Origin of the sequence: Microbacterium canaveralium, from assembly GCF_047238045.1 — a bacterium.
Taxonomy (GTDB): domain Bacteria; phylum Actinomycetota; class Actinomycetes; order Actinomycetales; family Microbacteriaceae; genus Microbacterium.
The window spans coordinates 3,069,666-3,087,702 of the sequence record NZ_JBDFMA010000003.1; the positions used below are offsets into that span (position 1 = coordinate 3,069,666).

Annotated in this window: 16 protein-coding genes and 1 pseudogene; 7 read left to right on the forward strand and 10 right to left on the reverse strand. The window is 70.4% G+C overall.

The window, feature by feature from the left end:
- Nucleotides 1–18: 18 nt before the first annotated feature.
- Nucleotides 19–874 (reverse strand): IS5 family transposase gene (locus tag ABC271_RS15580; RefSeq protein ID WP_412926097.1). Its coding sequence is split into 2 segments (ribosomal slippage): nt 19–555 and nt 557–874, totalling 855 coding nucleotides; the frame shifts between segments, so codons are not numbered across the junction.
- A 139-nt stretch (nt 875–1,013) separates the two neighbouring features.
- Between ABC271_RS15580 and ABC271_RS15585 the strand changes: the two are divergent.
- Nucleotides 1,014–1,311: pseudogene (locus ABC271_RS15585) on the forward strand (YbjQ family protein).
- A 315-nt stretch (nt 1,312–1,626) separates the two neighbouring features.
- On the opposite strand, the gene ABC271_RS15590 reads toward ABC271_RS15585, so the two are convergent.
- A complete protein-coding gene (locus ABC271_RS15590; RefSeq protein ID WP_412925748.1) occupies nt 1,627–2,205 on the reverse strand; it encodes a TetR/AcrR family transcriptional regulator in 579 nt (192 codons plus the stop codon).
- A gap of 68 nt (nt 2,206–2,273) precedes the next feature.
- Here ABC271_RS15590 and ABC271_RS15595 point away from each other — a divergent pair, with 68 nt between their 5' ends.
- The gene (locus ABC271_RS15595) at nt 2,274–3,248 is read left to right on the forward strand and encodes a zinc-binding dehydrogenase (protein WP_412925749.1); all 975 of its coding nucleotides are present in this window, start codon (nt 2,274–2,276) and stop codon (nt 3,246–3,248) included.
- A gap of 242 nt (nt 3,249–3,490) precedes the next feature.
- Here ABC271_RS15595 and ABC271_RS15600 read toward each other — a convergent pair whose 3' ends face one another.
- From ABC271_RS15600 to rlmN, 4 genes are all read right to left on the reverse strand, one after another.
- Nucleotides 3,491–3,955 carry an NUDIX hydrolase gene (locus tag ABC271_RS15600; protein ID WP_412925750.1) on the reverse strand — a complete coding sequence of 155 codons (465 nt, stop codon included), beginning with the start codon at nt 3,953–3,955 and terminating at the stop codon, nt 3,491–3,493.
- A complete protein-coding gene (locus ABC271_RS15605; protein ID WP_412925751.1) occupies nt 3,955–5,619 on the reverse strand; it encodes a DUF4407 domain-containing protein in 1,665 nt (554 codons plus the stop codon). Before ABC271_RS15605 ends, ABC271_RS15600 begins: the two co-directional genes overlap by 1 nt.
- 273 nt (nt 5,620–5,892) lie before the next feature.
- Nucleotides 5,893–6,906, reverse strand: a complete 1,014-nt coding sequence (locus ABC271_RS15610; RefSeq protein ID WP_412925752.1) for an aldo/keto reductase family protein — start codon at nt 6,904–6,906, stop codon at nt 5,893–5,895.
- A 79-nt stretch (nt 6,907–6,985) separates the two neighbouring features.
- Complete coding sequence (gene rlmN / locus ABC271_RS15615; protein WP_412925753.1) at nt 6,986–8,299, reverse strand: dual-specificity RNA methyltransferase RlmN; 1,314 nt, start codon at nt 8,297–8,299, stop codon at nt 6,986–6,988.
- A 141-nt stretch (nt 8,300–8,440) separates the two neighbouring features.
- Here rlmN and ABC271_RS15620 point away from each other — a divergent pair, with 141 nt between their 5' ends.
- The 4 genes from ABC271_RS15620 (at nt 8,441) to ABC271_RS15635 (ending at nt 13,728) form a co-directional block, all read left to right on the forward strand.
- Nucleotides 8,441–9,349, forward strand: a complete 909-nt coding sequence (locus ABC271_RS15620; RefSeq protein ID WP_412925754.1) for a PRD domain-containing protein — start codon at nt 8,441–8,443, stop codon at nt 9,347–9,349.
- A gap of 189 nt (nt 9,350–9,538) precedes the next feature.
- Nucleotides 9,539–11,389, forward strand: a complete 1,851-nt coding sequence (locus ABC271_RS15625; RefSeq protein WP_412925755.1) for a beta-glucoside-specific PTS transporter subunit IIABC — start codon at nt 9,539–9,541, stop codon at nt 11,387–11,389.
- A gap of 19 nt (nt 11,390–11,408) precedes the next feature.
- A complete protein-coding gene (locus ABC271_RS15630) occupies nt 11,409–12,824 on the forward strand; it encodes a glycoside hydrolase family 1 protein (RefSeq protein WP_412925756.1) in 1,416 nt (471 codons plus the stop codon).
- A gap of 58 nt (nt 12,825–12,882) precedes the next feature.
- On the forward strand, nt 12,883–13,728 hold the full coding sequence (locus ABC271_RS15635; RefSeq protein ID WP_412925757.1) for a Cof-type HAD-IIB family hydrolase: 846 nt from the start codon (nt 12,883–12,885) through the stop codon (nt 13,726–13,728).
- Between the two features lie 136 nt (nt 13,729–13,864).
- On the opposite strand, the gene ABC271_RS15640 is transcribed toward ABC271_RS15635, so the two are convergent.
- The 4 genes from ABC271_RS15640 to ABC271_RS15655 are packed head-to-tail and all read right to left on the reverse strand — an operon-like array spanning nt 13,865 to nt 17,217.
- Entirely contained in the window at nt 13,865–14,695 is an 831-nt protein-coding gene (locus tag ABC271_RS15640; protein ID WP_412925758.1) for an SDR family oxidoreductase, read from the reverse strand.
- Entirely contained in the window at nt 14,692–15,468 is a 777-nt protein-coding gene (locus ABC271_RS15645; protein ID WP_412925759.1) for an enoyl-CoA hydratase/isomerase family protein, read from the reverse strand. Before ABC271_RS15645 ends, ABC271_RS15640 begins: the two co-directional genes overlap by 4 nt.
- Nucleotides 15,465–16,226 (reverse strand): SDR family NAD(P)-dependent oxidoreductase, encoded by a 762-nt coding sequence (locus tag ABC271_RS15650; RefSeq protein ID WP_412925760.1) that lies wholly within the window; start codon nt 16,224–16,226, stop codon nt 15,465–15,467. Before ABC271_RS15650 ends, ABC271_RS15645 begins: the two co-directional genes overlap by 4 nt.
- Before the next feature lie 46 nt (nt 16,227–16,272).
- On the reverse strand, nt 16,273–17,217 hold the full coding sequence (locus tag ABC271_RS15655) for a hypothetical protein (RefSeq protein WP_412925761.1): 945 nt from the start codon (nt 17,215–17,217) through the stop codon (nt 16,273–16,275).
- Between the two features lie 165 nt (nt 17,218–17,382).
- Between ABC271_RS15655 and ABC271_RS15660 the strand changes: the two genes are divergently transcribed.
- Nucleotides 17,383–17,868 (forward strand): GNAT family N-acetyltransferase, encoded by a 486-nt coding sequence (locus ABC271_RS15660; RefSeq protein WP_412925762.1) that lies wholly within the window; start codon nt 17,383–17,385, stop codon nt 17,866–17,868.
- Nucleotides 17,869–18,037: the final 169 nt, after the last annotated feature.

Consider the following 18,037-nt stretch of genomic DNA (forward strand, 5'->3'; position numbering starts at 1 on the left):
GCGCGGCGGGAACGTCCCCTAGGCCGTGTTGATCAAGTCTGATTTGATCCAGATCAGCGTGGCGGCGAGGCTGACGGCGGCGCGGTAGGTGCGGACGAGCTTGTCGGAGCGCATCGCGATGCCACGCCACTGCTTGAGCCTGTTGAAGCAGCGCTCGACGACGTTGCGGCCCTTGTATCGCTCCTGCTGCTGGTCGCCGAAGTCGATCGGCCGGCCCGGCTTCTTGCGGCGGTGCGCGATCTGATCGTCGCGCTCCGGGATGGTCGCCGCGATCCCTCGCTCGCGCAGCCATGCCCGGTTCGCCTTCGATGGGTAGCCCTTATCGGCGAGTACCCGGTCGGGGCGGGTGCGGGGCCGGCCCTTCCCGTCGCGGGGCACGCGGATGTCCTCGAGCACGGCGGTCATCATCGTGGTGTCGTTGATGTTCCCGCCGGTGATCATCATCCCCAGCGGCCGGCCGCGACCGTCGCAGACCAGGTGCAGCTTGGTCGTGAGCCCGCCCCGGGAGCGGCCGATCCCGTGATCAGGCGGCTCGAACCACGGATTCTTGTGATTCGGCAGAGCCCCCTGTGTCCCGGGCGAGGGTCGCGCCGTGCTGATGCACACGCGCGATCGTGGAGTCGATCGAGACGACCCAGTCGATCTTCCCGGCAGCGTCAGCCTGCTTCTGCACCTCGGCGAGCAGTCGCTCCCAGGTGCCGTCCTCGGCCCACCGGTTGAACCGCTTGTAGATCGAGTTCCACTTCCCGAACCGATCCGGCACGTCCCGCCACGGCGCCCCGGTGCGGTACTTCCACGCCATCCCCTCAACAGTGAGTCGGTGATCTGTCCACGGCCGCGACCTCCCGGTCGCCGTCGGCATCAACGGCTCCATCACGGCCCACACCTCGTCAGAGATCTCCTGTCGCGTCACCGTTCAAGACTTGCCCACCGAGGAACGAAACCTCTTGATCAACACGGCCTAGCGGGGGCGCGGACGTCGGTGTCACACTGGCCGCATGCTCGTCACCACCATGAACGATGTCCCCGGCCGCCAGATCGTCGAGGTGTACGGCGAGGTCACCGGCCTCACCGTGCGCGCGCAATATCGGCGTCCAGTTCGGAGCCGGTCTCAAGTCGATCTTCGGCGGTGAGCTGGAAGGGCTGACGAAGCAGCTGCAGGAGAGCCGCGACGAGGCGAAGCAGCGCCTCGTCGAGCAGGCGCAGGCGCTCGGTGCCGACGCGGTCATCGCGATGCGCTTCGACACGAGCGAGGTCGCACAGAACTTCCAGGAGGTCGTCGCCTACGGCACGGCCGTCAAGCTCGGCTGATCCGCCCCGGTCGGGGCCGGCCCGGCTCCGTGCACGGGTCGCGTCCCCGGATCCGCCCGGCTCGATCGCCGAGACTTCATCGCGCCGACAACTGCCGCGCACCCCGCGGGGGTTTCGTCAGCGCGATGACGTTTCGCGGAAGCAGACCCGCCGCCGCGGCGCGGACGGCGATCGGGCAGCAGCCCCGAGCCGACGGCGAGCGGAGAGCAGCCCCGAGCCGACGGCGAGCGGGCAGCAGCCCCGAGCCGACGGCGAGCGGAGAGCAGCCCCGAGCCGACGGCGAGCGGGCAGCAGCCCCGAGCCGACGGCCAGGGGTCAGCCCCACGACTCCAGCGTCGCGGGCACGGATGCCAGCGTCGCCACCGCCGCGTCACGGTCGGCGCGGGCGAGAGTCAGCGCCGCCACGACGAGCGACGCACACACCGCGGACAGCGAGTCCACGGCATCCGATCCGAGATCGGGGCGCCGATCGGCGACGGCCGCGCGAATGGCGGCGCGCATCTCGGCGGCGTATCCCGAGACGAGGGCACGCACGTCGGCGTCGTCGGACGCGAGCGGTGACGAGCCGGCGTTGAGCAGCAGGCACCCGAGGCGCGCACGGGGGCTGTCGGCGGCGATCGCCGCGCGCATGTCCTCGACGTAGGCCTCCAGCGCGCCGGGATCGCCGCCGCCGAGGGGCCGCAGCCGCGTGCGCACGACGTCGTCGAGATACCCCGCGAGCACGGCGTCGAAGAGACCCCGCTTGCTGCCGAAGGCGTTGTACAGGCTCGACCGGGTCAGGCCGGTCGCCTCCTCCAGCTCCGTGATCCCCGCTTCGGCGTAGCCGCGCTGCCAGAACACGTCGCGTGCGGCGTCGACGACGGCGCGGCGGTCGAACATCGGCATCCTGCCCATGGGTTTCCTTCTTCCGGGTCCGGGTCTATATTAGACCGGTCGTTACAAAATAACCACGGAGGAGTCCCATGCGCGCGATCGTGCACCCCCAGTTCGGCGAACCGGCCGACGTCCTGAGCGTCGAAGAGGTCGAGACCCCCGAGCCCGGCCCCGGTCAGGTGCGGCTGCGCGTCCTGCTCTCGCCGGTCCACAACCACGACCTGTGGACGATCCGCGGCACCTACGGGTACAAGCCCGAACTCCCCGCCCGCGCGGGCACCGAGGCCGTCGGCGTCATCGACGCGCTCGGTGAGGGCGTCGAGGGTCTGCAGATCGGCCAGCGGGTCGCCACCGGCGGCACCTTCGGCGTGTGGGCCGAGTACGTCGTCGCCCCGGCTGCCGGCCTCATCCCCGTGCCCGACGCCCTGCCCGACGAGATGGCCGCCCAGCTCGTCGCGATGCCCTTCAGCGCCATCAGCCTGCTGCACTCGCTCGACCTGAAGGCCGGCGACTGGCTCGTGCAGAACACCGCCAACGGCGCCGTCGGACGCATGGTCGCGCAGATCGCCAAGGCCCGTGGCATCCATGTCCTCGGCCTGGTCCGCCGCCAGAGCGCCGTCGACGAGCTCGCCCAGCAGGGCATCGAGAACGTCGTGTCCACCGACGCGGACGACTGGCGAGAGAAGGCGCTCGCGATCGTGGACGGCGGGCGCGTCGTCGCCGGTGTCGACTCGGTCGGCGGCTCGTCGGCGAACGACGTGCTGTCGCTGCTGTCCGACAACGGCACGCTCGTGATCTTCGGCTCGATGGGTGCCGGCAAGCTCGAGCTGTCCGCCGGCGACATCATCTTCCGCCAGGCGACCGTGAAGGGCTTCTGGGGCAGCGTCGTCAGCAAGACGATGGATGCCGAAACCCGCGGCGCCCTCTTCGGCGAACTGTCGCGCTACCTCGCCGACGGCACCGTGACGCTTCCCGTGGCCGCGACGTTCGCGCTCGAAGACGTCCGCGACGCCGCGGCCGCGAGCTTCTCGCCGCGCGTGGGCAAGGTGCTGCTGCGCCCGTAATGCTCCTCGCTCGAGTGTCCAGGACACGCCGTTGCTGCCCACCCGCACACGGCGTGTCTTGGACACTCGGCGTTGCGGGCGTGGCGTGCGCCGAGTTCCGATGGCTGACCGACCGGGCCGAAGTCCTGAGAAGTCGCGCCGCCGAACGCTCCCGCCCGCGTCGGCGCGCGGCTGTCGCCGCGGTCGCGCAAGGTTTCTCAGGAGTTCGGCCCGCCCGCGCCGGGTTCCGGCGCCACACAGCCTCAGGCCCGCAGGCGCTCCAGGGCGTCGAGCAGCGGGCGCTGGCCCTTCACGAGCCGTTCGCGCGCGGCATCCAGGCCCGTCCACTCGGCGCGGTCGACCTCGGGGAACGACGCGGTGCGTCCCGAGCGCGGCGGCCATTCCATCTCGAACTCGCCGAAGACGAATCCGGATGCCTCGAACCCGGTGCCGTCGGCGGCGAACACGACGAGCTTCTTGCTCGAGGTGGCCGCGAAGGTGCCGAGTTCGGCCCACTCCCCCGCGGGCGGCTCGACGCCCAGCTCTTCCACGAATTCACGATGCGCGGCGTCCCGAGGCTCTTCGGCACTCGGCTCGAACTCACCCTTCGGGATCGACCAGGCGCCTGCGTCTTTCCGCGCCCAGAACGGGCCGCCCATGTGGGCGACGAGCACCTCGAGCGCGGGATGCCGCCTGTACAGCAGCAGCCCCGCGCTCCACGCGACCATCAGACGCCTGCCGGAACGCGCGCGGCTTCGTCGGCGATCACATCGGCCCGCTTGCGGAACGTGCGGGCCGTGACCCGGTCGAGCGCGATCTGCCCGCGCATGCGCTCGGCCTTCTCGTACAGCGAGGGACCACCGAATCCGGTGAGCACCTTCACGAGCACGGGCAGCAGCTCGATCATGAAGAACAACGCCGCGATGAGCCAGTGCGCCCAGCGCAGCGTCGGCTCACGGTCCGAGAGCCGCTCGAGCGCGGTGATCTGGCTCAGCAGCCCCACCGCCCCCGCGTTGCCGTTCGCCACGGATGCCGCCCGGTCGTTGTACGCCGTCAGCGCTGCCTCGTACTGGGCGCGCGCCGCCGGCAGCTGATCCTGTGCCTGCTGCTTGTTCTGGTCGGCGGAGGCGGCGGCGGCCTCGGCGCCGGCGGAGTTCGCCGTGGCCAGCGACGACTGTGCCTGCTGGAGCTGGGTGGAGAGCGCGTCGTACGCAGACTGCGCCTGCGCGAGCTGCGCCTGCGCGGCCTCGGAGCTGGCGCCGTCGCCGGCGACACCGGTGCAGCCGGGGACCTGCCCCGCACCCTGCCCGGTCAGCTCGCACTGATACACCGCCCGCGCCTGGTCGATGACGGTCTGCTGTGCGGCGAGCTGCTGCGTCAGCTGGTCGACGGTCTGCTGCGCGGCGGCGGCCTCCGCGGACGTCGACGAGGTTCCGGCCACGATGCCCGTCGCGGCCTGGTTCTCGAGCGCTGCGACCTGGGCGCTGGCGGCATCCAGGGCCTGCTTCTCGGGGCCGCTCGTCACGGCATCCTGGTCGCTCAGCGCTTGCGTCACGTTGGTGGAGTTGACCTCGCGGTTGATGTCGTTCTGGAACACCTGCAGCACGAGCGGTTCGGCCACGACGATGCCGATGAGCGCCGCCATGATCACGCGCGGGAACGCCAGACCCAGCAACCGGAAGATGTTCTTCGTCGACCGCATGGTCGAGGTGAGGAAGCGGTCGAGGTTGAAGATGATGAGGCCCCACACCAGCGCGAGCGGAATCGCGAGGAAGATGCTCACCCGCACACCCGTGAGCAGCGCGAACATCATCGACAGCGCCGAGACGAGGGCGGTCCCCGCCAGCACGAGGAACATCTGCACGAAGCGCGGCACCTCTTCGGGCACCTCGTCGAGCACGTCGTTGTCGGCACCACCGAGGACGGCCATGCGCCGCACGAGCGAGAGGCTCGGGCGGCGGGGGTCGGCGCGGCGCAGGCGCGGCGGACGGGGGCCGGATGCCACGGGCGCCGGGAACGGCGCGGCTTCGGGCCGCTCCGGCGCTGAGGCTTGGGGCGCTGGCGCCGGCTCGGGCTCCGGCTCGATGGCTTCCGGCTCGACGGCAGCGGGCTCGCCGACGGGAGCCTCCTCGGCATCCTCGGTCGACGGCTCGACGGCGGCGGGCTCCGGCTCCGGCCACTCGAAGGGAGCGGTGTCGTCGTCACCGGCGGGCGGCGCACCCCACGGCTCGATGGGGTCGTCGGGGGTCACGTCGTCGGCGGCGGAGTCGGGCTCGTCGCGCTGCTGAGCGAGGATGTCGTCGAGGTACTGGGGCTCGCGTTCCTCGTCCGTCGTGAACTCGATGCGGCCATCGGAGCCGAAGCGGCCCGGCCGGTGAGCGGAAAAGGACATTCGCACAGGGTACGACGCCCATCCTGCTTCCGCCTGAGCGGGTCCTGAGGCTACGCCCAGGGGCCGCCGTGCGCGAGATCACTCCCTCTGCGCGAGATCACCCGCGATTGCGCCGAATATCGGGTGACCTCGGGAAGGACGGGTGAGCTCGGCGCACGCGCGCCGCCGCCGCACCGCCGCCACCGGGCCGCCGCCGCCGGGCCGCCGCCGCGCCGGCCCGCGGACACGCGAAGGCGGGCCGGGCGCGACGCCCGACCCGCCTGTTCGCGTGTCTCAGACCAGACGCTGCTTCGGCGACACCTCGTACGTGTTCTCGGGGTCGGAGAACACCGCGTCGCCGAGGGCCGTGTCGATCGCCGCGAGGGTGTCGGCATCGAGCGTCACGCCCGAAGCCTTCACGGTGTCGGCGAGCTGCTCGGGACGCGAGGCGCCCACGAGCGCCGCGGCGATGTTCGGGTTCTGCAGCACCCAGGCGATCGCGAGCTGCGGCATGCTGAGTCCCGCCTCGTCGGCGATCGGCTTCAGTCGCTGGACGGCCTCGAGCACGTCGTCGCGGAGGAACCGCTTGATGAAGTTCGCGCCGCTCTTCTCGTCGGTCGCGCGCGAGCCGTCGGGAACAGGCTGGCCCGGCAGGTACTTGCCGCTGAGCACGCCCTGTGCCATCGGCGACCAGACGATCTGCGAGATACCGAGCTCTTCGCTCGTCGGCACGACCTTGCCCTCGATGACGCGCCACAGCATCGAGTACTGCGGCTGGTTCGAGATGAGCTGGATGCCGAGCTGCTTCGCCAGCGCGTGACCCTCGCGCAGCTGCTCGGCGGTCCACTCGGACACACCGATGTAAAGCGCCTTGCCCTGACGCACGATGTCGGCGAAGGCCTGGAACGTCTCTTCGAGCGGCGTCTCGTAGTCGAAACGGTGCGCCTGGTACAGGTCGACGTAGTCGGTGCCGAGGCGCTTCAGAGACCCGTTGATCGAGTCCATGATGTGCTTCCGGCTGAGGCCGGTGTCGTTGGGGCCCATGGGACCGGTGGGGAAATAGACCTTCGTGAAGATCTCGACCGACTCGCGACGCTGACCCTCGAGGGCCTTGCCGAGCACGACCTCCGCCGCCGTGTTGGCATACGTGTCCGCCGTGTCGAACGTCGTGATGCCGGCGTCGAGGGCCGCGTGCACCGTCTTGATCGCGGCGTCGTCACCGACCTGCGAGCCGTGGGTCACCCAGTTGCCGAGGGTGATCTCCGAGATCTTGAATCCACTGTTGCCGAGGTAGCGATAACCAACCATGGGTCAACGCTATCGGCGGCATCCGACATCGAGGGCCGCGCGGGGGCGTCCGGGTACCGAACGCGACCGGGACGGCGCGTCAGCCGACGGGCGTCTGCGCCGCCGCGACCTCGTCCTCTTCCGTCGCGACGAGCTGACCGCATGCCCCGTCGATCTCTTTGCCACGGGTGTCGCGGAGGGTCGTCGGGATGCCGGCGTCGTTGAGGCGACGGACGAACTCGTTCTGCACGGGCACCTCGGAGGCCGTCCAGATGGACCCCGGCGTCGGGTTCAGCGGGATGGGGTTCACGTGCACCCAGCCGCGCCCGCGGGCGTTGAGCTTCTCGGCCAGCAGATCGGCACGCCAGGCGTGGTCGTTCATGTCTTTGATCAGGGCATACTCGATCGAGACACGGCGTCCGGTCTTGTCGAAGTAGGCGCGGGCGGCATCCAGTGCTTCGTCGACCTTCCAGCGCGAGTTCACCGGGATGAGCTCGTCGCGCAGGTGGTCGTCGGGGGCGTGGAGCGACAGCGCGAAGGTCACCGGGATGTCCTCGTCGGCGAGCTTCTTGATCGCGGGGACGAGCCCCACGGTCGAGACCGTGATGCCGCGCGCGCTCATGCCGAGACCGTGCTCCTTGTCGACCATGACGCGCACGGCCTGCATGACGCGGGCGTAGTTCGCGAGCGGCTCCCCCATGCCCATGAAGACGATGTTCGAGACACGGTCGAGCGAGTGGTCGTCACGCTTCTTGCCGCCCAGGCCGCCCTCGGCGATGAGCCGGTTGGCACGAACGATCTGCTCGATGATCTCGGCCGCCGACATGTTGCGCGTGAGCCCCGCCTGGCCGGTGGCGCAGAACGGGCAGTTCATCCCGCACCCGGCCTGCGACGACACGCACAGCGTGATGCGGCCGGGGTAGCGCATGAGCACCGACTCGACGAGGGCGCCGTCGTGCAGCTTCCACAGGAACTTGATCGTGTCGCCCCGGTCGGTCTCCAGGCGCCGCACCTCGGTCAGCAGCGGCGGGAGCATCCCCGCCACGAGCTCGTCCCGACCGGATGCCGGCAGGTCGGTCATCGCGGCCGCATCGGACGTGTAGTGAGTGAAGTAGTGCTTCTCGAGCTGCTTCGCGCGGAAGCCGGGGAGCCCGAGCTCCTTCACCTTGGCGACGCGCTCCTCGGCCGTGAGGTCGGCCAGGTGCACGGGCGGCTTGCCGCGCTTGGGGCTCGCGAACTGCAGCAGCGGACGACCCGTTTCGTCCTTCGCCTGCTGCCAGCCCTCGGTCTTCGGGCGCACCTGACGGATGCCGGTGTCTTTCGGGCGCGTCTCACGGACCGCGGTGTCGGCCGGGGCCCCCGCGGGACGCACCTGCCGAGGCTCGGTCTCGCGCACGGGGGTCTGATCGGTCATGTCTTCCAGGGTACCGGCGGCCGCCTGCACCCCGGCTGGGCGCTGTCATCCGCGTGAGAGGTCAAGATCTGTCGCCGGGAGCCCCCGACGGCGACAGATCTTGACCCCTCACGCGGCCTGAACGCCCCTAGGATGCATCCCATGCCCGGTGCCGGTGACGTCTCCCTCCCGCCCGGCGGCGTGCAGAAACTCCTGAACAACAACGTCGTCGTGTCGATCGACGCCGACGGCCGCGAACGCGTCCTCATGGGGCGCGGTATCGGCTTCCAGCTCAAGCACGACGGCCGCATCGATCCCGCCAGCGTCGAGAAGACCTTCGTCCTCGATCAGGCGAGCGACACCGCGCACGCGCGGAAGCTCCTCACCGACGCGCCGTACGCCCTCGTGCAGGCGGTGCTGCGCGCGGTCGACGAGGCCGAACGCGAGCTGGGCCGCGACCTCGGCCGCCGATTCCCCCTCGCCGTCATCGACCACGTGCATTACGTCGTGGAACGCCTCGACCAGGGCATCCGGATCCCCGGCACCTCGATGCCCGAGCTGCGGATCCTCCACCCCGACGAGTCGCGCGTCGCCGAGCACATGGCCGCCTCCATCGCGGCGTCCCTCGATCGGGAGCTGCCGCCCGAGGAGGGCGTCTTCCTCACGATGCACCTCCTCAACGCCACGCGCGACGAGCCGAACGGCACCGCGGCCCTGCTGTTCCGCCGCGTGCAGCACGTCGTCCGCACCGTCGAGACGGGTCTCGGCACGGCCCTGGACACGGGGAGTGCCGACTACGCGCGGTTCATCCTGCACGTGCGCTTCCTGCTCCAGCGCCTCGTCGATCGGACGATGCTCGCCAGCGGCGACTCCTCGTTCTTCGAGTTCGCCAAGCACCGCTACCCGCGATCGTTCAGTATCGCCGAGTCGGTGAAGGGGTACGTGCTCGCGGCGACCGGTTCGGCCCTCACCGACGAGGAGGTGCTCTACCTGATCGTCCACGTCGAGCGCCTCGCGACGAGCATGGGCCGTGGAGCCGCGGCTGGCGGGCCCGGAGACCCGGTGCTATAGTCACCACCGCAGGTGCATTCCTGCCGACGATTTCCGGATTGTTACCGCGCGAGCGGGCAAGACCTGAATCCACATCGCTGACGAGCGATGAACGGATTCGGGTCTTTTTTATTGCCCGAAACAGCCCCGGTGCGTCGCCACAGAACATGAGACAGGCCGCATGGATGCGGTGAAAGGCAGGCGGTTCCGATGGCGGATCACGCGAAGACAGCGGCGGGCGTTCTCGCCGGCGTCGGTGGAGAGAACAACGTGCAGTCGCTCGTACACTGCGCGACGAGACTGCGTTTCGTCCTGAAGGACGAGAGCAAGGCGGATGCCGCGGCGATCCGCGCCGTCCCCGGCGTCATCACCACTGCGCAGGCGGGCGGGCAGTACCAGGTCGTGATCGGCAACGACGTCCCCGACGTGTACGCCGCGATCCAGGCGCAGACCAAGGTCGGCGGCGACGCGGGCGCGGAGGACGGCCCCAAGGGAAACCTCTTCAACCGCTTCATCAAGATGATCTCGGCGATCTTCACGCCGATCCTGTGGGCCCTCGCCGGCACCGGTCTGCTCAAGGCGTTCCTCGCCGCGGCGGTCACATTCGGCTGGATGGATGCCACGACCTCCACCTACACGATCCTCAACGCCCTCTCGGACGCGCTGATCAACTTCCTGCCGCTGGCGCTCGCGATCACCGCGGCGCGCTACTTCAAGGCATCCGAGTTCACGTCCTTCGCGATCGCCGGCGCCCTCGTGTACCCGTCGATCACGGCCCTCACCGGCGCCCCGGACGTGACGTTCTTCGGCATCCCGGTGACGATGGTGAGCTACGTCTCCAGCGTCATCCCGGTGATCATCATCGTGTGGCTGCAGAGCCACGCCGAGCGCTTCCTGCTGCGGGTGCTCCCCGGCGCGATCCGCCGCTTCGTGACCCCGATGATCGTGGTCCTCGTCGCCGTACCGCTGGTCTTCGTCGTGATCGGACCGATCTCGGCGCTCATCGGCGGCGGTCTCGCCTCGGGCATCGGCTGGGTCTTCCAGACCGTGCCGTGGCTCGGCGGCGCGATCATGGGCGGCCTGTGGCAGGTCTTCGTGATCTTCGGCCTGCACTGGGGACTCGTGCCGCTGTTCCAGCTCGAGTACCAGACGACCGGGATGATCCTCCTCATCGGCCCCGTCTTCGCCGCCGTGCTCGCGCAGGCCGCGGCCGTCGCGGGCGTCTTCGCGCGGACCCGCAACAAGAACTTGCGATCCCTCGCTGCTCCCGCCACGCTCTCCGGCTTCCTCGCCGGCATCACCGAGCCCGCGATCTACGGCATCAACCTGCCGCTCAAGCGCCCGTTCGCGTTCGGCATCGTCGGCGGTGCCCTCGGTGGCGCGATCATCGCCATGGGCGGGGTGTTCTCGACGGCCTTCGTCGTCCCGTCCGGCCTCGCCCTCCCGGCGCTGCTCGGCAACGGCAACATGGTCATGCTCGGCATCGGCCTGGCCGTCGCGATCCTCGTGCCGTTCCTGCTGACGCTGCTCATCGGCTTCGCTGACCCCGTCGACGACACCGCTGCGACCCCGGCCGCCGCGACCGACACCGTCGTCCTCAACCCCGTCGACGGCTCGGTCGTCGCGCTGAGCGAGGTGCCGGATGCCGCCTTCGCCGACGGTTCGCTCGGCAAGGGCGTCGCCGTCCGGCCGACGTCCGGCGCGGTCTACGCCCCCTTCGACGCCACCGTCGTCGCCGCCTTCCCCACCGGCCACGCGATCGGCCTGCGCGGCGTCGACGGCGTCGAGTTGCTCATCCACGTCGGCCTGGACACCGTCCAGCTCGGCGGTCAGCACTTCTCGTTGAAGGTCTCGTCGGGCCAGGAGGTGAAGGCCGGCGACCTGCTGCTGGAGTTCGACGGCGACGCCATCGAGCGCGCCGGTTACGACCTGATCACCCCGGTCATCGTGACCAACGGCGACCTCTACCCCGACGTCGCCGACGTGGCATCCGGCCCGCTCTCGCACGGCGAGACGCTTTTCCGCGCCGTGTCCGTCGACTCGATGTCCACCGCCCGCTGACCCCCCTGGAGACAGAAGAATGACGAACACCCCCTTCCCCGACGGCTTCCTCTGGGGTGGCGCAACCGCGGCGAACCAGATCGAGGGCGCGTACGACGAGGACGGCAAGGGCCTCTCCGTGCAGGACGTGATGCCCCGCGGCATCTCGGGTCCCCGCAGCGAGCGCCCGACGCCCGACAACCTCAAGCTCGTCGGCATCGACCACTACCACCGCTACGCCGAGGACATCGCGCTGTTCGCCGAGATGGGCTTCTCGGTCTACCGGTTCTCGATCGCGTGGAGCCGGATCTTCCCGAACGGCGATGAGACCGAGCCCAACGAGGCCGGCCTGGCGTTCTACGATCGCGTGCTCGACGAGCTCGAGAAGCACGGCATCGAGCCGCTCGTGACGATCTCGCACTACGAGACGCCGCTGCACCTGGCCGAGGCCTACGGCGGATGGACGAACCGCGCGCTCATCGGCTTCTACGAGCGTTACGCCCGCACGCTCTTCGAGCGGTACGGCAGCCGCGTGAAGTACTGGCTGACGTTCAACGAGATCAACTCGCTCCTGCACGCGCCGTTCATGAGCGGCGGCATCCCGATCCCCGAGGGCGGCGTCCCTCAGAGCGAGCTGTACCAGGCGATGCACCACGAGCTCGTGGCGTCCGCCCGCGCCACGCGCATCGCCCGCGAGGTCGCCCCCGAGGCGAAGGTGGGCTGCATGGTGCTGTCCATGCCCATCTACCCGCTCACCCCGTCGCCGGTCGACGCGGTCGCGGTGATGGATGCCGACCACGGCAACCTCGTCTACGGCGACGTGCACACGCGCGGAGAGTACCCGGGCTACTTCCTGCGCACCCTGCGCGAGAAGGGCATCGCGCTGGACATCACCGACGAAGACCGCGACGACCTCAAGAACACCGTCGACTTCGTCTCGTTCAGCTACTACATGTCGATCGCCGAGACGGGCGACCCGGAGAAGCGGGCCACCGCCGAGGGCAACATCATGGGCGGTGTCCCCAACCCGACCCTGCCCGCCAGCGAGTGGGGCTGGCAGATCGACCCCGTCGGCCTGCGGCTCGTGCTCAACCAGTTCTGGGACCGTTGGCAGAAGCCGCTGTTCATCGTCGAGAACGGATTGGGCGCCCGCGACCAGCTCGTCGAAGTCGACGGCGAGAAGACGGTCGTCGACGACTATCGCATCCAGTACCTCAACGACCACCTCGTGCAGGTCGGCGAAGCGCTGCAGGACGGTGTCGACGTGCTCGGCTACACCTCGTGGGGCTGCATCGACATCGTCAGCGCGAGCACGGCACAGCTCAGCAAGCGATACGGTTTCATCTACGTCGACCGTAACGACGACGGCTCCGGCACCCTCGATCGGTACCGGAAGAAGTCGTTCCACTGGTACGGCGACATCATCCGGACCAACGGCGCGTCCCTGACCCGCTGATCCCCTCGATCGGATCGGCCCCGGGCCCTCACGGCCCGGGGCCGTTCCGCGGAGAACCATGACCCGCATCGCCTTCCTCGACGTCGACGGCACGATCCTCGAGCACGGATCGGTGATCGCCCCCTCGACGGTCGACGCCATCCGCCGCGCCCGCGCGAACGGCCACCTCGTGTGGCTGTGCACCGGCCGCGCCGACGGCGACATCCACCCCGACGTGAAAGCGATCGGCTTCGACGGCGCGATCAGCAACGGCGGCGCCTACGCCACGCGCGACGGCGAGTTCGTCGTGCAGCACCCGATGCGCCGGGACGACGTGGCCGCCATCGAGGACTACTTCGTCGCGCATGGCATCCACTACTTCCTGCAGACGCACGAGGCGGTGTTCGCCTCTCCGGGTATCGAGCCGACGATGCGCGAGTACCTGCGCGAGCGTCTGGCCCGCCGAGCGGCCGAGATCGCCGCCCTCGGGCTGGACATCGAACCGACCACCTCGGTTCCCCGCGCCCGACCCCTCGCCGACATCGACCGCGACCGCGTCGCGAAGGCCGTGTTCATCAGCCCCGCCCCCGACACGGTCGCGCACGCCGGGGTCGAACTGGGCGAGCGCTTCCATGTCATCCCGGGGTCGATTCCGCTGCCCGGCGGGTCGAACGGCGAGATCGGGCTCAGTGGCGTGACGAAGGGCTCGGCGATTCTCGAGGTGCTCGCGCTGCTCGGCCTCGACCCGGCGGATGCCATCGGCATCGGTGACTCGTGGAACGACGTCGAGATGTTCCAGGTCGTCGGCACCCCGGTCGCCATGGGCAACGCGGTGCCGGAACTGCAGGCTCTGGCCGGTCGCGTGACGACCGCCGTGCTCGACGACGGCGTCCACAACGCCTTCGCCGAGCTCGGCCTGATCTGAGGCCGGTGCCGCCCCACCGATAAACGCTTTCTGCACTGAGAAACGTTCGCAGCGAGCGTTTCCGGGTGCAGAGAGCGTTTCTCGGATGCCACCCGAGCGCGGGCGCATCCCGGGCCGCTGCCCGGTGCGAGCGGCGTCAGTCCAGGAAGATGTCGGGGTACAGCGCGGCGTCGGGGGTGCCGGGGACGGCGGCGTAGCCGGAGAAATCCGTCACACCCGCGGCCTCCAGCACATCCTCGACGATCAGCGTCCGGCCGGTGAGCTCGCGTGACGGCTGCGTGAGCACCTCGTACGCGGCATCCGCGTAGATCTCGGGCGTGCGCGAGACCCGCATGAGCCGGTCGCCGCCGATGACGTTCTGCACCGCCGCGGTCGCGATGGTCGTCCGCGGCCACAGGGTGTTCGCGGCGATCCCGTCGCTCGCGAACTCCGACGCGATCCCCAGCGTCGCCATCGTCATGCCGAACTTCGCCAGGCTGTACCCGGTGTGCGCGCCGAGCCATTTCGACGTGACGTTCAGCGGCGGCGAGAGCGACAGGATGTGCGGGTTGGACGCCTCACGAAGCTGCGGGATCGCGGCGCGCGAGAGCAGGAAGGTCCCGCGCACGTTGACGTCCTGCATCAGGTCGTACTTCTTCGTCGCGAGGTCGAGCGACCCCGAAAGGTCGATGACGCTGGCGTTGTTCACCACGATGTCGACGCCGCCGAACTCGCCGACCGTGCGCAGCACGGCCTCGGTGATCGACTCCTCGTCGCGCACGTCGCCGACGATCGGCAGCGCGCGACCGCCCGCGGCGCGGATCGCCTCGGCCGCCGTGTGCACGGTGCCCTCGAGTTTCGGGTGCGGCGTGTCGGTCTTGGCCAGCAACGCGACGTTCGCGCCGTCGCGCGCGGCGCGCAGCGCGATCGCGAGGCCGATGCCCCGGCTCCCGCCCGACATGAGGATGGTCTTTCCGGCAAGGGTCATGAGCGTCCTTTCGCGGAGGCGGCGGCGAAGGCCGCGACCCGCGCCCGCGCCTCGGGGGTGTCGAAGGCGGCGCCGATCGTCGCAGCCTCGTCGGAGAGGTTCTCCGCGAACGAGCGACCCGCGCCGACGCGCACGAGACGCGTCGCCTGGCCGAACGCGGCGGTCGCCCCATCGAGCCAGAACCGCGCGATCCCCTCCACCCGCGAGGCGAGATCCCCGGATGCCACGACCTCGGCGACCAAACCCCACTCGAGGGCTTCGGCGGCATCCAGCATCCGATCCTGCAGCAGCAGCTGCAGCGCACGGCGCTGGCCGATCGCCGCCGGCAGCAGCGTCGACACACCGAGATCGGGCGTGAGGCCGATGTTGGCGTAGCGGCTGACGAAGCGGGCGTTCTCGCTCGCGACGACGTAGTCCGCGGTGAGCATGAGGCCGAGTCCGCCGCCCGCGACCGCCCCCTGCACCGCCGCGACCATCGGCAGCGGCGCCTCGACGAACGTGCGGATGCCGTCGTGGATCGCTTCGGCCGTCTCGGTCACGACGGAGCCCGACGCGCCGGTCGTCGCCATCGCCACGACGTCACCGCCGGCGCAGAACGCGGGGCCTGTGGCATCCAGGATCACGGCTCCGACGGAGGCGTCGGAGGTGACCTCGTGCGCGACCTCGCGCCAGCGGCGGGCCATCGGGAAGTCCATCGCGTTGAGCGAGGCGGGACGGTCGAACGTGACGCGGGCCAGGCCCGCGTCGAGGGAGAGGAGGATGCCGTCGGTCATTTCGGTGCCATCCGGATCGCGCCGTCGAGTCGGATGGTCTCGCCGTTGAGGTAGCCGTTGTCGACGATCGCGAGCACGAGGCGCGCGTACTCGTCGGGGGCGCCGAGCCGCGACGGGTACGGCACCTGCTGGCCGAGGGAGTCCTGCGCGGCCTGCGGCAGGCCCTTGAGCATCGGGGTCTCCATGATCCCGGGCGCGATCGTGACGACCCGGATGCCGTGACGCGCGAGCTCGCGCGCGATCGGCAGGGTCATCGCGTGCACACCGCCCTTGCTCGCCGAGTACGCGGGCTGGCCGATCTGCCCGTCGAAGGCCGCGACGCTCGCGGTGTTCACGATCACGCCGCGGTCGCCGCTCTCGGTCGGGTCCTGCGCCGCCATGAGCGCCGACGTCTGCGCGATGACGTTGTAGGTGCCCACGAGGTTGATCCGGACGAGGCGTTCGAAATCCGCCAGCGGCGTGGGCTTCAGGTCGCGGTCGAGCACCTTGGCCGGCGGGGCGATGCCCGCGCAGTTCACGACGACCCGCAGCGGCCCGGACTCGACGGCGCGGGCCGCGGCGGCGGCGACCTGCTCGGCATCGGTGACGTCGGCCGGGGCGAACGTCCCCCCGAACTCGTCCACCACGCTCGCCCCCGCGGAGGAGGGCAGATCGATGATCGTCACGCGCGCGCCGGCGGCGGCGAGGCGACGCGCCGTGGCGAGGCCGAGGCCCGAGGCCCCTCCGGTGACGAGGGCGGATGCACCCGCGATGTCCATGCGTTCTCCTTCGAAGGCAGAAACTCAGTGTCACTCTACCCGGGACTCAGGTTCGGCGTGGGCGATCGCGGGACCACCCGTGACCGCGGACGGCGTGCGTGCGGATGGCGCCCGTGGACGCGCCGTCCGCGAGGAGGGCGATCTCGTCGGCGCTCCACCCGTACGTCGTGCGCAGACGATCAGCGAGGGCGGCAACCGGGTGGGGAACGGCCACCTCGACGCCCCGCGGAACGTCTCCGGCCTGAGGATCGAGAACCCGCGCGGCCTCGCGCAGGTCGCTCACGAGACCTCGCACGCGGTCCACTCCGTACGCCGCGGAGGCCAGGCTCCAGTCGCCGACCACGACGACCGCACCGGCGGGATGGGGCGCGCGCGACACGCTGACCCGCTCGCGGGCGCGGGCGAGCCGCACGACCGCGACGCCGATCACGGCCACGACGAGCATGCCCACGATGGTGGCGGGGACGAAGGAGAAAGCGAGGTCGTAGCGCGGCGAGCCCCATCCCGTCAGAATCGCGATCACTCCCCGCAGCACCGAGAAGACGGAGTAGGCCGCGGTCGCGAGCGCGATCGTCCGCATCGCGGACCACGGCTCGGCGTCCGAGCGGGCGGCGGCCCACGTGCAGCCCGCGCAGACGACCGCGAGGACCGCGACCTTGACCGGCATCGACACCGTCTCGGGGGCGAGGGTCGTGACCGTGGCAACGGCGATCGAGACCGTGAAGGCGCCCACCGACCACCCCAGGCCCGACCGTCCGTCGAGCACGCGCAGTGCGACGAACAGCAGCAGGGGCGCGAGCACCATGCACATGTCGGCGACGGCGAGCGACGCCCGGCTCCCGCTCCCCCCGTACGCGAGGTAGAGCGCGCTGGCTCCGACGGCGGCCACGGCGGACGCCGCAGCGAAACGCAGGAACAGCGTGAACGGTCCGGGCGAGCCCACGCGCGGGAGGGCGACGAAGAGCACGGAGCCGACCACGGCGATACTCATCGCGAGTAACGCCAACGACAGAGCCACGGCACCCCCACCCCCGTTCCGCCACCCGGAATGGGCGACGGCGAGGACTCAGCGTAGCCGCCGCCGGGGGTCTGTCCACGAGGGATCACGACAACAACTGCGGCGATCGTCCAGGATCCGGCGTTCTAGGCTCGTCGGATGGACTTCACGGTGGAACACGTGGCCGTTGACGATCCCCGGGCCGTCGCCCTGCGCGCCCTGTTGGACCTCGACCTCGACGAGCGGTACCGCGAAGCCGATGCCGACGACCCGCCCGGAATGGCGGAGGAACGGACCGAGGCGCTCGCCGTGCACGCCGAGCAGGTCGTCGCCACGTTCCTGGCCGTGGATGCCGACGGTTCCGCGCTCGGACACGTGCTGCTGCGCCGCCTCGGCGAAGAGTGGGAGCTGAAGCGCCTCATCGTCACCGAGGCCGCGCGCCGGCGCGGTGTCGGTCGCGCGTTGACGGACGCGGTGGTGAGGCGGGCACGCGAGGGTGGCGCCTCCCGCGTGATCCTGCAGAGCGGGCGCATGCAACCGGAATCGCTCGCGCTGTACGCTGCCGCGGGGTTCACCCCGATCCCCGTCTACGAGCCCTACGTCGCCACGATGCCGAAGTCGCTGTGCTTCGAGCGGCCGCTCTGACGCGAAGCCCCTCCACCGTGGGGCGCGTCAGCCCTCGCCGCGGGACGCGTCAGCCCACGCGGTGGCGCGTCAGCCCTCGCCGCGGGACGCGTCAGCCCCCACCGCGCGACGCGTCAGCCCTCGCCCTGTGACGCGTCAGCCCCCACCGCGCGACGCGTCAGCCCCCGCC

What these genes read in the sequence shown, in the direction of transcription:
- ABC271_RS15630 (WP_412925756.1), top strand. Translation starts at nt 11,409, where the DNA reads ATGACGAACACCCCCTTCCCCGACGGCTTCCTCTGGGGTGGCGCAACC.
- ABC271_RS15590 (WP_412925748.1), bottom strand. Translation starts at nt 2,205, where the DNA reads ATGGGCAGGATGCCGATGTTCGACCGCCGCGCCGTCGTCGACGCCGCA.
- ABC271_RS15635 (WP_412925757.1), top strand. Translation starts at nt 12,883, where the DNA reads ATGACCCGCATCGCCTTCCTCGACGTCGACGGCACGATCCTCGAGCAC.
- ABC271_RS15650 (WP_412925760.1), bottom strand. Translation starts at nt 16,226, where the DNA reads ATGGACATCGCGGGTGCATCCGCCCTCGTCACCGGAGGGGCCTCGGGC.
- ABC271_RS15600 (WP_412925750.1), bottom strand. Translation starts at nt 3,955, where the DNA reads ATGGTCGCGTGGAGCGCGGGGCTGCTGCTGTACAGGCGGCATCCCGCG.
- ABC271_RS15595 (WP_412925749.1), top strand. Translation starts at nt 2,274, where the DNA reads ATGCGCGCGATCGTGCACCCCCAGTTCGGCGAACCGGCCGACGTCCTG.
- rlmN (WP_412925753.1), bottom strand. Translation starts at nt 8,299, where the DNA reads ATGACCGATCAGACCCCCGTGCGCGAGACCGAGCCTCGGCAGGTGCGT.
- ABC271_RS15660 (WP_412925762.1), top strand. Translation starts at nt 17,383, where the DNA reads ATGGACTTCACGGTGGAACACGTGGCCGTTGACGATCCCCGGGCCGTC.
- ABC271_RS15620 (WP_412925754.1), top strand. Translation starts at nt 8,441, where the DNA reads ATGCCCGGTGCCGGTGACGTCTCCCTCCCGCCCGGCGGCGTGCAGAAA.
- ABC271_RS15625 (WP_412925755.1), top strand. Translation starts at nt 9,539, where the DNA reads ATGGCGGATCACGCGAAGACAGCGGCGGGCGTTCTCGCCGGCGTCGGT.
- ABC271_RS15640 (WP_412925758.1), bottom strand. Translation starts at nt 14,695, where the DNA reads ATGACCCTTGCCGGAAAGACCATCCTCATGTCGGGCGGGAGCCGGGGC.
- ABC271_RS15605 (WP_412925751.1), bottom strand. Translation starts at nt 5,619, where the DNA reads ATGTCCTTTTCCGCTCACCGGCCGGGCCGCTTCGGCTCCGATGGCCGC.
- ABC271_RS15645 (WP_412925759.1), bottom strand. Translation starts at nt 15,468, where the DNA reads ATGACCGACGGCATCCTCCTCTCCCTCGACGCGGGCCTGGCCCGCGTC.
- ABC271_RS15610 (WP_412925752.1), bottom strand. Translation starts at nt 6,906, where the DNA reads ATGGTTGGTTATCGCTACCTCGGCAACAGTGGATTCAAGATCTCGGAG.
- ABC271_RS15655 (WP_412925761.1), bottom strand. Translation starts at nt 17,217, where the DNA reads ATGAGTATCGCCGTGGTCGGCTCCGTGCTCTTCGTCGCCCTCCCGCGC.